The following is a 14627-nucleotide window of genomic DNA, read 5'->3' as shown; positions in this document are numbered from 1 at the left end:
GCGGTGGCGTTTGCCACCGCCTCAGGGATGTAATGCTTTTTTCGCAGCTGATGCGATTTTACACTGTAAGGGAATTATGAAACGGTCCGTAATAACGCAGTTCATACAGAAAAATCGTCGGACATCTGTTACCGCTGTCCTGTTTCTTCTTCCCGCATTTAAAACAAATGCGACCGAGTTTATTGATATTTTAAGGATGACGGCAGAGCATCCTTCTATTCAGTCTGCGCTCTTATCCACCAACGCCGCCTATTTTGATATTGAACAGGCAAAGGCGGCAAATAATCTTCAGCTCAGCGCCGGATTGAGCTCAAAAACCTATTCCGGCCAGCCGGGTTATGAAAATAATCCCATCGCGCCGCATATCAGAATCAGTAAGGTGCTTTACGACCACGGGCGTACCGACGACGCCGTGCAGGGCAAAGAAGCCGCGTTTTCCATGCAGCGCGCGCAGGTGAAAGTGACGCAGGAAGCCCTGAATCAGCAGGCGCTGTCGCTGTTCACTACTGCCGTTACCAATGCCAGAGTGGTTGCGGTCCTCGATCAGGAGATCGCCGCCCTGAGCGATCTGCTGCGACGAGTGAAAACCATTGCCAGTATCGATTCCGGGCGCGCCTCAGAGATCAACCAGGTTGCTACACGCTTAAGTTCGGTGACCGCCAGCCGTGAGATGAGCAACGCCAACCAACAGCAGGCGTGGCGGCAGCTCTCTACGCTGTTGAATAGCAACATCACTCTGACCAGCAGCCTGCCGGAGCTGAAGCGCGCCGGACTGCTGCCCGATTCGCTGGATACCGCGCTGCGGGCGCTGACGGATAACCCTTCCTTTACGGTGGCGCGCTACAAGCGCGACGAGGCGCGCGCCGCGTTGCAGCTGGCGTCGAAATGGAATCGTCCGCAGTGGAGCGTGCAGCTCAGCCTCGACAGCCCGCGCAACCACGGCGAACTGGAGCCGTTTAAAGCGGCGATGCTTCAGGTAAGCAGCGACATCAATCTGTGGGACGGCGGTTCGGGCAGCGCGGCGATGAAAGGGCAGACGCAGCGCCTCGCCTCGGCGGAGCAGGATATGGATGCCACACTGCGCACGCTGCGACAGCAACTGGAACAGCTGTGGATTTCGCTGCCGCTGCGTCAGCAGCAGATCGACGCGCTGCAAAAGCAGTCCGAATCTGCGCTGAAAACGTGGAAAGCGGGTGAGATTCAATTCTTCGCCGGCCAGCGTCCGCTGACCGATCTGATCTCTTTCGCCACCGACTATTACGCCAGTCTGGCGAGCCTGGAGGAGCAAAAGGTGCAATATGCCGCCATCCAGTGGCAGATTGTCGCCGCGCTCGGAAAGCTGAGCGATCTGGCGAAAAACGTGCCTGTTCTGCCCGGCACGCCGCTGACGCCTGGGCCATGCCGCAGAAACTGAAGGCGAAAAGCGCCATTAACCAGCTTAATCAGCATGCCATCGGAGCAGGCGGACGTGATGCGCAGGCGCACAATCAGGCGATCGATACTTTTAAAGCGGCGGCGGAAAGCAGCCGTCACGCCGCTTTTATCCCTAAGGCAGAAGCGCCTGGCCTCCTGGCGGGAGGCAGCGCGCCCGTGGCGAACGCCGCAGGCGAAAAAAGCGGACTGCGCAACAGCAAGGCGGACGTGGCGCGGCAGGATCTACGCGCATGGCCATGGAATGGACAGTAAACAGAGAAGCAGTTGATGACAATTTCAGAGATACCGCAAACCCTTACTCCGCCGCGTCCTGAGCCAGAGCTGGAAAACGCGGCGGCGCCAGAGACATCGGACGAGAGCCTGCCGATGGCGTTGCAAAATGCGCTGCGGCTGTTTGACGTGCGCTTAACGCTCAGCGAAATCTGCGATGGCATGCCGCGTTGCCCGGACAGCGGCCAGCCGGAGAAACAAAAGCGCTGGGCGACGCAGGTATTGCAGCGGCGCAGCATGACCGCCGTCTGGCGCAGCCTGGCGTTAACGGATGTGAAATCCTTTCTGCTGCCCGCCGTGATCCGTTTTCAGGAAAGCTACGCGGTGCTGACCCATTATGACGAACAGCAGTGCCGCCTGATTCTGCCGCTGCTGGGCAGTCAGCCGGTCGCGATCGATACGCAGGAGCTGCTGCGCCATTATGAGGGCGAGCTGCTGCTGCTGCGGCCAAAAGCGCATATGGATCATCGCGCCGAGGATCTGGTGCAGTTGTCCGGCGAACACTGGTTCTGGCACACCATCTGGCGCTTTAAGCGCTATATCTTCGAGGCGGCGGTGCTGTCGGTGGTGATCAACGTTCTGGTGCTGGCGATGGCTATTTTCACCATGACGGTCTACAACCGCGTGCTGCCGAACCAGACCTACGTGACCTTATGGACCATGGCGATCGGCGTAACGCTGGCGCTATTTTTTGAACTCTGCGCGCGGCTTGCCCGCGCCTGGGTGACCGATCGCGCCGGTAAAAAAATCGACCTGCTGCTGGGCGCGCAGATCTTCCGTCATGTTTTACAGGGCAAGATGGAAAACCGCGCCCAGTCCAGCGGCGCGTTCGGCAACGTGATGCAGAGTTTCGAAACCGTGCGCGAGCTGACCACCTCCGCCGCGCTGACGACAGTGGCCGATCTGCCGTTCGTGCTGCTGTTTCTGCTGGTGATCCATATGGTCGCCGGGCCGCTGGTTTGGTGCGTGGTGCTGATCCTCGTCGCTATCGTCACCATGGTGCTGCTGATGCAGATCCCGCTAAAGCGTCATGCCGAAGAGTCGATGAAGATCGGCAGCAACCGCTACGGGCTGGTAATCGAAACGCTGGATAACCTGGAAACGATCAAGGCGCTGCGGGCGGAAAATCTGGTCTCCGGCAAGCACGATATCGCCAGCGTAAAACTCTCTACCGTTTCGATGAAGTCGCGTTTTTTGTCGACGATGGGCTCCAGCATGATCCAGACCACCCAGCAGTTCGGCACGGTGCTGCTGCTGCTGTGGGGATCTTACCTGGTGGGTGACGGCGAAATTTCCATGGGCGGCATTATCGCCACCATGACGCTGATGGGCCGCGCTGTCATGCCTATCGCCACGCTGGCAGCGCTGGGTCTGCGCATTCAGCAGGCGAAAACCTCGCTGAGCATTCTGAATAAGGTGATGGAGACGCCCATTGAGCGCGAGCATGGGAAAGTCTATGTACAGCTGCCGCAGGGCAGCCCCAGTGAGATCGTCTGCCAGAACCTGAGCTTCAGCTACCGTAAAGAGCTGCCGCCTGCCGTCGACCGCATCGATCTGACGCTGCACCACGGCGAACGCGTCGCCATACTCGGCAAGATGGGCTGCGGCAAATCTTCGCTGTTGCGCCTGTTGGTCGGGCTTTACCAGCCCACCGGCGGCAATATTCACATCAGCGGCGTCGATATTAATCAGATAGAGAAAGGGGAGCTGCGCTCGCGCATCGCGCTGGTGAACCAGGAGCCGCGTCTGATGTTCGGCACGCTGCGCGACAACCTGCTGATGGGCGCGCCCTGGGCCAGCGATGAAGAGATGATGCGGGTGGCGCAGATGACCGGCGTCAGCGATATCGTGGCGCGTCATCCGATGGGCTTCGGCATGCCGGTCGGCGAGCGCGGGGATACGCTGTCGGGCGGACAGAAGCAGGCGATCGCACTGGCGCGCGCGCTGTTGACCGAGCCGGATGTGCTGCTGCTGGATGAACCGACCTCCGGGATGGATATGGGATCGGAGCGCATGGTGCTACAGGCACTGGTGCCGGCGATGGAGGGCCGAACGGTGGTCATCGTCACGCACCGACCGGCGGTGCTGAAATATGTCGATCGTATTATCGTTATGGATGAAGGGATGAAAGTCGCCGACGGTCCGAAAGAGGAGATCGTAAAACTGCTGAACGAAGGCAAAATTCCGGCGGCTTCGGTGCTGCGCTCGGCCGCAAAACCGAACGTCGTGGCCGGCAAACCGGTGACGGCATAGGAGGAAGATATGCGTAAGCTTTTTGGTAAAAAACAGGCTGCCGTGACCGGCATCGCCCGCACCGATACCGCCTTTCAGTTTCACGATATAACCGCCAGCGAGATTGTGCGTGCGGCAAGCGAGGATCGCTGGGAAGGCTGGCTCTATATCAACGGCGGCATCATCGCCATGTTTGGTGCGGCGCTTCTCTGGGCGGCAAACTGCAATATCGAAGAGGTAACCACCGGTTCCGCGCAGATTGTTCCCAGCTCACGCGAACAGGTGTTGCAGAGCCTGGAAGGCGGGATTTTGCAGCAGTTGCTGGTGCATGAAGGCGATACGGTGGAAAAAGGGCAGGTGGTCGCGCGCATCGACCCGACCCGCGCCAAGGCGTCGTTCCGTGAAAGCGCTAACCGGCTGCTGGCGTTGAAGGCGCAGGCGGCGCGGCTGGCGGCGGAGGCGACGGGCACGGAACTCGTTTTTCCGCCGGAGGTACAGAAGTCGCCGGAGCTGGTGCAGCGCGAGACGGGGGCTTACCAGCTGCGCAAACGCGCGCTGGATGAATCGGTGGCGGGCTACGTGAGAACCCGCGATCTGATTGAAAAGGAGCTGGTCATGGCGAAAAAGCTCGCCGCGGAGTCGTTGCTTTCCAATACCGAGGTGCTGAAGCTGGAGCGCCAGGCCAACGATGCGGAGTTGCAGATTATCGACCGTCAGAATCGCTATCGTAAAGAAGCCAATGATGAGCTGTCTAAAGTCGACGTGGAGATGGCGAGCCTGCAAGAAACGGCGCTCGGCAGGCAGGATACGCTGGAACGCACTGAGCTGCGTTCGTCGGTGCACGGCGTGGTCAACACCATCCGCATTAATACCATCGGCGGGGTCATCCAGCCGGGCGCGGAGATCATGGAGATTACGCCGCTGGACGATCAGTTGCTGGTGGAAACCAAGATCAAGCCGTCAGACGTGGCGTTTCTGGCGCCCGGCCAGGAAGCGGTGGTGAAAATTTCCGCCTACGACTACTCCATCTACGGCGGGCTGAAAGGGCATGTACAAAGCATCAGCCCCGGCGCGCTGAAAAATGAGGAGGCAAAGATGCCGAAGCGTCAGGGCGCCGATGAAACTTACTACCGCGTGATGGTGCTGACGGAGAGCAATACGCTGACCAAAGCGGGCAGCCGCCAGCTGCGTGTGATCCCTGGCATGACCGCGACGGTGGATATTCGTACCGGCGAGAAGAGTCTGCTGCAATATCTGCTGCGGCCGCTGCTTCGGGTTCAGGAGGCGTTCCGCGAGAAATAGGACCGCAAGCGGACGGAAATAGTGAAACTGGCGAGGCGGCTGGTAAAGCTTCGCCAGTACCTTGTTAATAAACAAGGAAGACGATTTTAACCGCATCGGCGGACAACAAAAGCGGTAAAACCGCTATTCAGGCTAATCGATTAACTTACTATGGTTAAACAGCTGTTCTCCCTGAGCCGGAGAATAAGATGAATCCTTCCTTTATCCAGTCACCTACGGTGGCATAGACCGATGAGTCGTTCTTTAACGGCCAGCTGGCGCGCCTTTCGGCGAAAAACGCCGCCTCACCCATGTTTGAGAAAAACGGGCTATTCAGCCGAAGGAGGCACAGCATGGCTGATTCTGCCTGCTTTTATGGCCCAGGATATTGTGGCGCTGGGCGTGATGCAGGCGCTGCGCAAAACAGGGCGTGAACCGGGATGGGATTTTGCGCTGGTGGGCTTTGACGATATTACTGAAGCGGCGCGGGTGCAGCCTGCGTTAACGACAGTCTCGGCTGCGGCGAAAGAGATTGGCCGTAAAGCGGGCGAGCTGCTGTACAGCCGCATTCAGGGCAACGACGAACCGCCGAAACGCATCATCCTGCCGCCTGCGTTAGTGATCCGCGAATCGTGCGGGTATGGACAGCCTTCTATTACGGTCAGTGCTTAGGGCGGAGCGTCAGCCCGCGGGAAGTAATGAAATCTACTACGGCCGATCGTGTAAGGGCGCGATACGCTGACCAAAACGCGCCGTCTGGCCCCAGTGCCTAGCCTGATTCCCGCACTACCAGTTCCCCTGACAGAGTGATACGCTGCGGCGCCAGATCGGGCCGCTGGATTTTCGCCAGCATCATCGTCGCCGCCTGCTGCCCCGCCTCATCGCTGGCGGAGGAGACATAGGTGAAGGAGGGGGAGCTGAGATTGATTTGTAGCATATCCTCAAAACCCACCAGCGAAATCTGCTGGGTAAGGAACACATCTTTACCCACGGTGCGCCCGGTTTGCTGAATGCCGCTCAGACAGCCGATAATCGCGTGGGCCGAATGGCAGAGCAGGGCGGTGATCTTATTATTGCTCTCCAGCAGGCGGCGGCTGGCCAGCCGCGCGGCCTCGGTCTCCTCCAGGCAAACCGGCGCCCACTCCGCGCGAAACGGCAGGCCATGCTGCTGCAACGCCTGACGATAGCCTTCCAGCCGCTGCGCGCGCAGTAGCGATTCGGCTTCGCCGCCGATATAGCCGATGTTGCGGTGTCCACGGCCGATCAGATAGCGCGTCGCCAGCGCCGCCGCCTGACGGTTATCGCGCACCACCAGATCGTCGGCGTTATCTATAGGCGTCTGCGAGACAATCACCTGCGGCAGCGGGCAGTCGCGCATCGCTTCAGGCAGGCTCTGGCGGCGCGGATTGGCGTTAAGAAAGATGACGCCCGCTACGCCCTGACGGCTGAATGCCAGCAGACACTGCGTCAGCCGCGCCTCCTCATCCTGCGGATAGGCGAGCAGCGCCATATAGCCCTGTTGCTCCAGCGCCTGCACAATGCGCGTCATTACCTTAAGGGTAAAGGTATCGCTGAGATCGCAAACCACCAGGCCAATCAGGTTAGAGGTGCTGGCGCGCAGGTTCGCTGCGGCGACGTTGTGAACATAGCCAAGTCCGGCGATAGCAGCCTGCACTTTTTCGATTGTTTGCGCAGAAATTTTCCCTTTTTGACGCAGCACCAGCGAGACGGTGGAGACGGAGACGCCCGCTGCTTTCGCCACATCAATAATACTCACCTTTTTCATGACGATCCCTGTTTTACGCCCTTTCCCATAGCGCCGGGAAAGGGCGATGGCCAACGTTTAACGACCTGTTAGCTTACTCATTTGCTGGGCAATAAACTGTGCTCGCGCGCCGAAGATAATCTGAATTCCGCGTTCGCCAACGAAAACCACGCCGCGCGCACCGAGGTTGTGCAGGCCATCTTTATCAACCGGCTGGCTTTGCTCGACTTCCAGACGCAGGCGCGTAATGCAGGCGCCGACGCTGGTGATATTTTTCTCGCCGCCCAGCAACTGCACGATTTCCTGCGCCAGCGCCTCGTCGCTTTTATCGCTTACGTTCGCGGTAACGTCGGTGCGGCCCGGCGTTTTAACGTCGAAGCGGCGAATTACGAAGCGGAAAGTGAAGTAGTAGATCAGCGCCATCGGCACGCCGACGATAACGGCATTAAGATAGTGGGTCTGGAAGCCGTTAAGCGAGGGTAGAATGCCAAAGGAGATATAATCGATCAGGCCCGCAGAAAAGGATTTCGCAATATGCGCATGCAGTAAATACATGCACATATAGGCCAGGCCAGCCATTACCGCGTTAAAAACATAGAGCAGCGGCGCGACGAAGATAAAAGTGAACTCTACCGGCTCGGTAATACCGGTCAGGAAGCAGGTCAGGGCGGCGGAAAACAGAATGCCGGACGCGATTTTCTTATTTTTGCTGTTCGCCTCATGGTACATCGCCAGACAGGCGGCGGGCAGCGCAAACAGCATTAGCGGGAATTCACCCTGCATAAACTTGCCGGCGTTCTGGTAGCTGTCGCTGCTGAAGGATTTCACGCCCTCTTCCAGCATTTTGAACCAGATGGTTTGATCGCCGTGAATCAGCTGGCCGCCCTGAGTGGTGTAATCGCCGAAAGAGTACCAGAAAGAGGGATACCAGATGTGATGGAGGCCAAGCGGGATCAGCGCGCGTTCCACCAGCCCGAAGATAAACGTTGAGGCCGCCTGGTTATCGCCGTTTACCAGCACCGACAGCGCGTCGATGCCTGCCTGAATATGTTGCCAGATGTAGGGCAGCACCAGACCGAGCAGGAATGAGAGAAAGGCGGTAACGATCGCGACGAAGCGTTTGCCGGAGAAAAAGCCAAGGAATTCCGGCAGCTGGAGGGTATGAAAACGGTTAAAGCACCAGGCGGCGAGCACGCCGCAGATTAGGCCGCCGAACACGCCCATCTGCAGCGTCGGAATGCCGATCACCATCGCGTATTTGCCGCCGCTGGCCGCCATCTCCGGCGTAATATGCATCACCGTGCCGATGGTGACGTTAGTGATCAACACCGACACCGCCGCTGACAGCGCGGCAATCCCCGATTCCGAAGCAAGGCCGACGGCCGAACCGATAGCGAACAGCATCGGCAGGTTATCGAAAATTACCCCACCAGCGTTCATCATCAGCGGCAGGTGAAACTTATCGCCGAACGCCAGCAGCAGGCCAGCCGCTGGCAACAGCGAGATCGGCAGCATTAACGCGCGGCCAATCATTGATAATTTAGATACAGAAGTGAATAGCCCGGTAAACAGCCGCATAGCGCCCCCGATGAAATAATTCGCGTTACAGTGAAAATGCTTTTTTATGGTAGGTAGAACGTTTTAGTAGAACGTTCTATTCATCCTCATCCAGCGCGTGTCGGCGCGCAATGGGAATTTCGCGTTCAGCCAGAGGAAATTGTTATTTTATGACGCGGATCTGAAATCCTGACGGGAATTTCAGACGCGGAAAGGGAATGTAAAGCTGGCGCTCCTCGGCGGGACAGGAGGCGAGTGGTAAAAGGGCAACGAGAAGTTTAAAACGCCTGCCGGGACTGAGTTTAACGCGATAGCCTTTTATTATCAGCCGGGAGCGAAAAGGGCATGTGGTGTGTAACTTGATGCGCCTTGTTAAGTAGGCTAGCCTGCTCAAATTCGGTGTAAAACGAACTTTTTATAACAGGTAATAGTGATAATGGCTCTGATTCCAAAAAACTACGCGCGGCTGGAAAGCGGCTATCGCGAAAAAGCATTAAAAATCTATCCGTGGGTATGTGGGCGCTGCGCCCGCGAGTTTGTGTATTCAAACCTGCGAGAATTAACTGTCCACCATATCGATCACGATCATACCAATAACCCCGAAGATGGCAGTAACTGGGAGTTACTATGCCTGTATTGCCATGATCACGAACATTCTAAGTACACAGAAGCTGACCAGTACGGCACCACTGTTGTAGCGGGAGAGGATGCGCAAAAAGATATCGCCGCAGCCACTTATAATCCCTTCGCTGATTTAAAGTCGATGATCAATAAGAAGAAATGATTTCAAAAACGTCCGCTTCCGCTGCAAAGCAACCCGGTACGGGCAGGCAGTCGGCTACGAGCGAGAGGCGGACCTGATAGTCCAGCGCGAAGCCGTTTATTACCATTAAGTATTTTTAATAAATATTGCGATGACGCTCCAATAAAAAGCGCCTGATTGATAGGATACGGATACAGGCAAATCTGGAGCAGATCATGAACAAGGACACACTCGTTACGCTGCTGAAATATAAACGCTGGATTGATTCAGAAACACTTCAGTCAATAAAACGCATCGACACCTCCTCTTACGCGGAAAAGCGTCACCTGATGCTAAGGCTTATGAATCACATTCATGTCGTCGACGTGATTTTCAGCGCTAACATCATCGGTCGGCAACATAGCTATACAGCCCTGAATACGCCAGAAACGCCATCCGTGGAGGAACTTGAAGTCAGCATGGCCGAGTGCACGGACTGGTATATTCAGCATGTTAATTCAATGACGCCCGCCGATCTTGATGAAACCATTAAATTCAGTTTTGTAGACGGTGGCGAGGGAGAGATGACGGCGATGGATATGCTGAATCATATGCTCTTTCATGGGACATACCATCGCGGCGCGGTAGGCTGGCTGATTGGAGAATGCGGCGGCACCCCACCAAAGGACGTGCTGACCGTTTTTCTAAGAGACCATAATAAGTAAGAAAACCCAGGGTCCGGCCCCGAAAAAGCAAAAACCCGCCTTTTGGGCGGGTTCTCTGAATAAGTGGTGCCCGGACTCGGACTCACGCCGCAGGCGTTGAACAGCGCGCCTGGCGCGCTGGCCCCGAAGGGGTGAGCCGCTGGCGGCGAATAATCGAACGCAGTTCGATGGAGAGTCCGGCCCCGGAAAAGCAAAAACCCGCCTTTTGGGCGGGTTCTCTGAATAAGTGGTGCCCGGACTCGGAATCGAACCAAGGACACGGGGATTTTCAATCCCCTGCTCTACCGACTGAGCTATCCGGGCAACGGGGCGCATTAAACCGTAAAGGCCGCAAGGCGTCAACGGCTTTCTGTGAAAAAGTTATCAGATTGCGGCTGACCGCCTGCTTTTCGTGCAGGGTGATGAAAATTTGTTATGTTAATGCGCCATTTCGACGACACAGAGCGATACGCAGCACATCTTCGGCCAGACGACGCGCGGTAGCAATGTCCTGCTTATTGCGTTTTACCAGCAGCTTGCTCAGGCATCCTTCCAGAATCAGCTCCATCTGATCGGCCACCAGCGTGGGGTTATCGGTATCCAGCAGCGTTAACAGCTCATGGGTATATTGCCAGGAGGCGCGCTTCTGCTGCTCGGCCAGCTGATGCACCGGATGATCCGGCTGCGGATAAAAACTGCAGGCGGCGATAAACAAACAGCCGGGAAAACGCCCGTTGCCTACCGACTCTTCCAGCACCTGATAGCGCGCCAGCAGTTTTTCCTCGGCGTTCATCTTATCATCCAGCAGCAGCTGGCGACGCCAGTTATCGATTTGCTGACCGTGATAGCGCAGCGCGTCGTAAAGCAGGGCGTCGCGGGTGGGCCAGAAACGTTGCAGCTGCGCATAGGGGACGGCGACCTCAGCGGCCAGCTCTTCCAGCGAGACGGTGCCCGCCAGGCCATTATGTTCCAGCACGTTAAGTGCGTGGTCGAGTACCTGTTCACGTTGCACGTGAGACTCCTCCTGTAAGCGTTCCTCTACCGGTAAGTCGAGAGTCACGTTCATTGAACCTGACTCCAGTGTCGTTTACCGCGCCAGTTTCTGCAAATGCGCGCGGAAAGCGGCGGCATCCAGATAGCCGGTCACGCGCGAGCCGGGGATCTCCTTGCCTTGCGCGTCGAAAAACAGAATGGTGGGCAGCCCCAGCACCTGTAAATGCTGCAACAGCGCGCTCTGTCGCGGGCTGTTCGCCGTGACGTCCGCCTGTAGCAGCGCGACCTGAGACAGCGCCTGCTGTACCCCGGCGTCGCTGAAGGTATATTTGCTGAACTCTTTACAGGCGACGCACCAGTCGGCATAGAGATCCAGCATGGTGATATTGCCCTGCGCCTGTTTCAGCTGCGCATCCAACTGCGCGATATCCTCGACCTGCGTGAAGTTTAGCCCGGCATGCAGAGGGCTGACGGTTTCCGCGCCGAAGGCCCACTCCTGTAAGGGGCGCGCGCCCACCAGCGCCGCCGCCAACAGCAGCACCTGCGCCACGCGCGCCCAGCCACGCTGCGAACGCAGGCTGAGGATAAACGCCCAGGCGAAAAAGCTGACCGCCAGCAGGCTCCAGAGGCGCAGCCCCCAGCTATCGCCGACGACGCGCTCCAGCAGAAACACCGGCAGCGCCAGAATCACAAAGCCGAAGCCCTCTTTAACGCTCTGCATCCACGGGCCGCTTTTTGGCAGCAGTTTATTACCGAACAGCGTCACGGCGATCAGCGGCAGTCCCATACCAAAGGCGTAGAGCCAGAGCGTGCCGGCGCCCGCCAGCAGATTGCCGCTTTGCGCGATGTAGAGCAGAATGGCGCTCAGCGGCGCGGTGGTGCAGGGCGAGCAGATCAGTCCCGCCAGCGCGCCCATCAGAAATACGCCCGGCAGCGATCCGCCCTGTTGTCGATTACTCCAGAGCGTCAGGCGCGTTTGCAGGCTGGCGGGTAATTGCAGGGTGAACAGGCCGAACATCGATAGCGCCAACAGCGCAAAGACGGCGGAAAGCGCGATCAACACATACGGATGCTGCAACGCCGCCTGAAAGCGCAGACCTGCTGCGGCCACCACCACGCCCAGCAATGTATAGGTGAGCGCCATGCCCTGTACGTAGACCATTGAGAGCATCAACAGTCGTCCCATCGACAGCGTGCGGTTGCCGCCGAGGATAATGCCGGAAATCAGCGGGTACATGGGCAGCACGCAGGGAGTAAACGCGACGCCGATGCCGATCAGCAGCGCCCAGAGCGGCGAGAAGGGCAGCGGCGCGGCGGACGGAGACGCGGGTTTCGCCGCGATGGACGACGTCTCCGGCTCAGCGGCGGAAGGGCCCTTCGGGTCAGCCGCGGCACGCTCTGTCGCAGGGGAAGAACTCTTCGATGCAGCGGGTGCGTTTGTCGCCGCGACCGGGCTCAGCGGGATGACCCGCGTTTCCGGCGGATAGCAAAAGCCCGCCGCCGCGCAGCCCTGATAGCGCAGCGTCAGATTCGCCTGGCCGCTCGCCTGCTGGATGGTGACCGGCACCGTCAGATCCTGGGAATAGATCTCGCTTTTGCCGTAAAACTCATCCTCGTGCGGCTTGCCTGTCGGCAGCTGGAGCGGCGCGATAGTCGCCTGCTGCGCGGTCAGGCTGATTTGCTGACGATAAAGGTAATAGCCCGGCTTGACCTGCCAGCGCAGCGTCAGCTGATTGCCTTGCTGATGGAAATCGAAGGCGAACGCCTGATCGACCGGCACAAACTGCGCTTGCGGGTTGGCGTCAAACAGGCCCGCCTGAGGAGAGGCGCAAAAAAGCGCACTGAACAGCAGAAAAATTATCGAAGCGATGCGCTGAGCCATGACAGGTAATCACTCTCTCCATGTTGTACCGGCAGCACCAGCAGTTCGGGCGTATCGTAAGGGTGTTCCGCTTTCAGCAGATCGATCAACGCCTGCTGGTGGGTAACGTCGCTTTTCAACAGCATTTGCACTTCACTGGCCGTTTCGCGCTGGCCCTGCCAGACATAATAAGAGGTGGCGCCGGGCAGCACGGTAACGCAGGCGGCCAGGCGCGCGCTGAGCGCCTTGTCGGCCAGCTGTTCAGCCTGTTGCTCATCGGGCGCGGTGCAAAGAACGATGACGGCGGTAGATAAAGTCATGGCCTGCTCCTTGTATTGAAAAGGGCAATCATAGCACGAGGCGGTATAGATGGATTTAACGGGTGGTAAGCAGGCGTAACCCGGCTTGAGCCGGGTTAGCCGCCTCCGTTACAGCACTAAACTGCCGAACAGGAAGCCAAACGCCACCGACAGCACAATGGCCAGCGTGCCGGGGATCAGAAAGGAGTGGTTAAACACGAATTTGCCGATGCGCGTCGAGCCGGTGTCGTCCATCTCCACCGCCGCCAGCAGGGTGGGATAGGTTGGCAGCACGAACAGCGCGGAGACCGCTGCGAACGAGGCGACGGCGGTTACCGGCGAGACGCCCAGCATCAGCGCCGCCGGCAACAGCGCCTTAGCGGTCGCCGCCTGCGAATAGAGCAGGGTGGAGGCGAAAAACAGCACCAGCGCCAGCATCCACGGATAGTGGTTCAACAGCTCGCCAGCCAGCGTCTGAATGTCGTTGATGTGCCCTTTCACAAAGGTATCGCCCAGCCAGGCGACGCCCATCACGCAGATACAGGCGCTCATCCCCGATTTAAAGGTGCTGGCGCTCAGGATCTCGCCGGTATTCACTTTGCAGGTCAGGCAGATCAGCGTGGCGATAGTCAACATAAACACCACGATCGCTTCGTTGCGCGGCAGCACCGGGTTCTGGATCAGGCCAACATTATCGCTGATCGCCGTCGCGTAGAGCATCACCGCTACAATGCCGATCAGAAACAGCAGCACCGCACGTTTCGCGCCGGGCTTTTCTTCAAACACGCTGGAGCCGCGTAGCGTCACTTCGCCTTTCGCCAGGCGCGCCTGGTAAACCGGATCATCCTTCAGCTCTTTGCCCAGAAAGTTAGTGACCAGCGCCGCGACGAAAATCGCCGCCATGGTGGACGGGATCGCTACCGCCAGCAGCGCCAGATAGCTAATGCCGCGCGGCTCCAGAATGCCAGCGAAGAAAACCACCGCGGCGGAGATGGGCGAGGCGGTGATGGCGATCTGCGACGCGACCACGGCGATGGAGAGCGGGCGCGACGGACGGACGCCTTGCTCTTTCGCCACTTCCGCAATCACCGGCAGCGTGGAAAACGCAGTATGGCCGGTGCCGGCGAAGATAGTCATGCAGTAGGTGACCAGCGGCGCAAGAAAGGTGACGTAGCGGGGATGTTTGCGCAGCAGACGCTCAGCCAGGCTGACCAGGTAATCCATGCCGCCCGCTACCTGCATCGCGGCGATGGCGGCGATGACCGCCATAATGATTTCAATCACGTCGAAAGGAATGGCGCCCGGTTTCATCTGGCACACCAGCGTCAGCACCAGCACGCCCAGTCCGCCCGCAAAGCCGATGCCGATGCCGCCCAGTCTGGCGCCCAAATAGATCGCCAGCAGGACGATAATCAGCTCTATCCCCACCATAATTTGACTCCTTAAAAGAATGCTAAAAAGCAGTTAATAATTTGTAATTCGCCATAAT

At 58.1% G+C, this 14627-nt stretch carries 13 protein-coding genes and 1 tRNA gene; 7 read left to right on the top strand and 7 right to left on the bottom strand.

The features are described 5' to 3' along the window. Positions 1 to 196: 196 nt before the first annotated feature. The 5 genes from C2E16_RS18755 to C2E16_RS18730 all read left to right on the top strand — a co-directional run bounded on the left by C2E16_RS18755 (position 197) and on the right by C2E16_RS18730 (position 5889). Positions 197 to 1414, top strand: a complete 1218-nt coding sequence (locus C2E16_RS18755; RefSeq protein WP_167401680.1) for a TolC family protein — start codon at positions 197 to 199, stop codon at positions 1412 to 1414. Continuing rightward, positions 1399 to 1686, top strand: a complete 288-nt coding sequence (locus C2E16_RS18750; RefSeq protein WP_104951602.1) for a hypothetical protein — start codon at positions 1399 to 1401, stop codon at positions 1684 to 1686. The genes C2E16_RS18755 and C2E16_RS18750 overlap by 16 nt, the downstream gene beginning before the upstream one ends. A 15-nt stretch (positions 1687 to 1701) precedes the next feature. Then, positions 1702 to 3957 carry a type I secretion system permease/ATPase gene (locus tag C2E16_RS18745; protein WP_084970685.1) on the top strand — a complete coding sequence of 752 codons (2256 nt, stop codon included), beginning with the start codon at positions 1702 to 1704 and terminating at the stop codon, positions 3955 to 3957. Between the two features lie 9 nt (positions 3958 to 3966). After that, positions 3967 to 5238 carry an HlyD family type I secretion periplasmic adaptor subunit gene (locus C2E16_RS18740; protein WP_084970684.1) on the top strand — a complete coding sequence of 424 codons (1272 nt, stop codon included), beginning with the start codon at positions 3967 to 3969 and terminating at the stop codon, positions 5236 to 5238. Between the two features lie 231 nt (positions 5239 to 5469). Beyond that, positions 5470 to 5889, top strand: a complete 420-nt coding sequence (locus C2E16_RS18730; protein ID WP_257152236.1) for a substrate-binding domain-containing protein — start codon at positions 5470 to 5472, stop codon at positions 5887 to 5889. Between the two features lie 97 nt (positions 5890 to 5986). Here C2E16_RS18730 and malI read toward each other — a convergent pair whose 3' ends face one another. Then, positions 5987 to 7003 (bottom strand): Mal regulon transcriptional regulator MalI, encoded by a 1017-nt coding sequence (gene malI, locus C2E16_RS18725; protein WP_084970682.1) that lies wholly within the window; start codon positions 7001 to 7003, stop codon positions 5987 to 5989. Positions 7004 to 7060: 57 nt separating this feature from the next. Further along, positions 7061 to 8560: a PTS transporter subunit EIIC gene (locus tag C2E16_RS18720; RefSeq protein ID WP_084970681.1), complete on the bottom strand. Its 1500-nt coding sequence runs from the start codon at positions 8558 to 8560 to the stop codon at positions 7061 to 7063. Positions 8561 to 8975: 415 nt separating this feature from the next. Here C2E16_RS18720 and yajD point away from each other — a divergent pair, with 415 nt between their 5' ends. Next, entirely contained in the window at positions 8976 to 9323 is a 348-nt protein-coding gene (yajD, locus tag C2E16_RS18715) for an HNH nuclease YajD (protein WP_038623817.1), read from the top strand. A gap of 194 nt (positions 9324 to 9517) precedes the next feature. Beyond that, complete coding sequence (locus C2E16_RS18710; RefSeq protein WP_038623819.1) at positions 9518 to 10006, top strand: DinB family protein; 489 nt, start codon at positions 9518 to 9520, stop codon at positions 10004 to 10006. Positions 10007 to 10233: 227 nt separating this feature from the next. Here the strand turns inward: C2E16_RS18710 and C2E16_RS18700 are convergent. The 5 genes from C2E16_RS18700 to C2E16_RS18680 form a co-directional block, all read right to left on the bottom strand. Then, a tRNA-Phe gene (locus tag C2E16_RS18700) sits at positions 10234 to 10309 on the bottom strand. 109 nt (positions 10310 to 10418) lie between these two features. Further along, a complete protein-coding gene (gene dicD / locus C2E16_RS18695) occupies positions 10419 to 10997 on the bottom strand; it encodes a division control transcriptional repressor DicD (protein WP_038623821.1) in 579 nt (192 codons plus the stop codon). A 75-nt stretch (positions 10998 to 11072) separates the two neighbouring features. Further along, entirely contained in the window at positions 11073 to 12860 is a 1788-nt protein-coding gene (locus C2E16_RS18690) for a protein-disulfide reductase DsbD (RefSeq protein ID WP_084970680.1), read from the bottom strand. Next, on the bottom strand, positions 12836 to 13159 hold the full coding sequence (cutA, locus tag C2E16_RS18685) for a divalent cation tolerance protein CutA (RefSeq protein ID WP_038623825.1): 324 nt from the start codon (positions 13157 to 13159) through the stop codon (positions 12836 to 12838). The genes C2E16_RS18690 and cutA overlap by 25 nt, the downstream gene beginning before the upstream one ends. 108 nt (positions 13160 to 13267) lie before the next feature. Further along, positions 13268 to 14569 (bottom strand): anaerobic C4-dicarboxylate transporter, encoded by a 1302-nt coding sequence (locus C2E16_RS18680; protein WP_084970679.1) that lies wholly within the window; start codon positions 14567 to 14569, stop codon positions 13268 to 13270. Positions 14570 to 14627 lie beyond the last annotated feature (58 nt).

The organism is Mixta calida, assembly GCF_002953215.1.
Taxonomy (GTDB): Bacteria; Pseudomonadota; Gammaproteobacteria; order Enterobacterales; family Enterobacteriaceae; genus Mixta; species Mixta calida.
The sequence above is the reverse complement of the archived record's forward strand: the minus strand, read 5'-3'. Positions and strand labels throughout refer to the sequence as shown.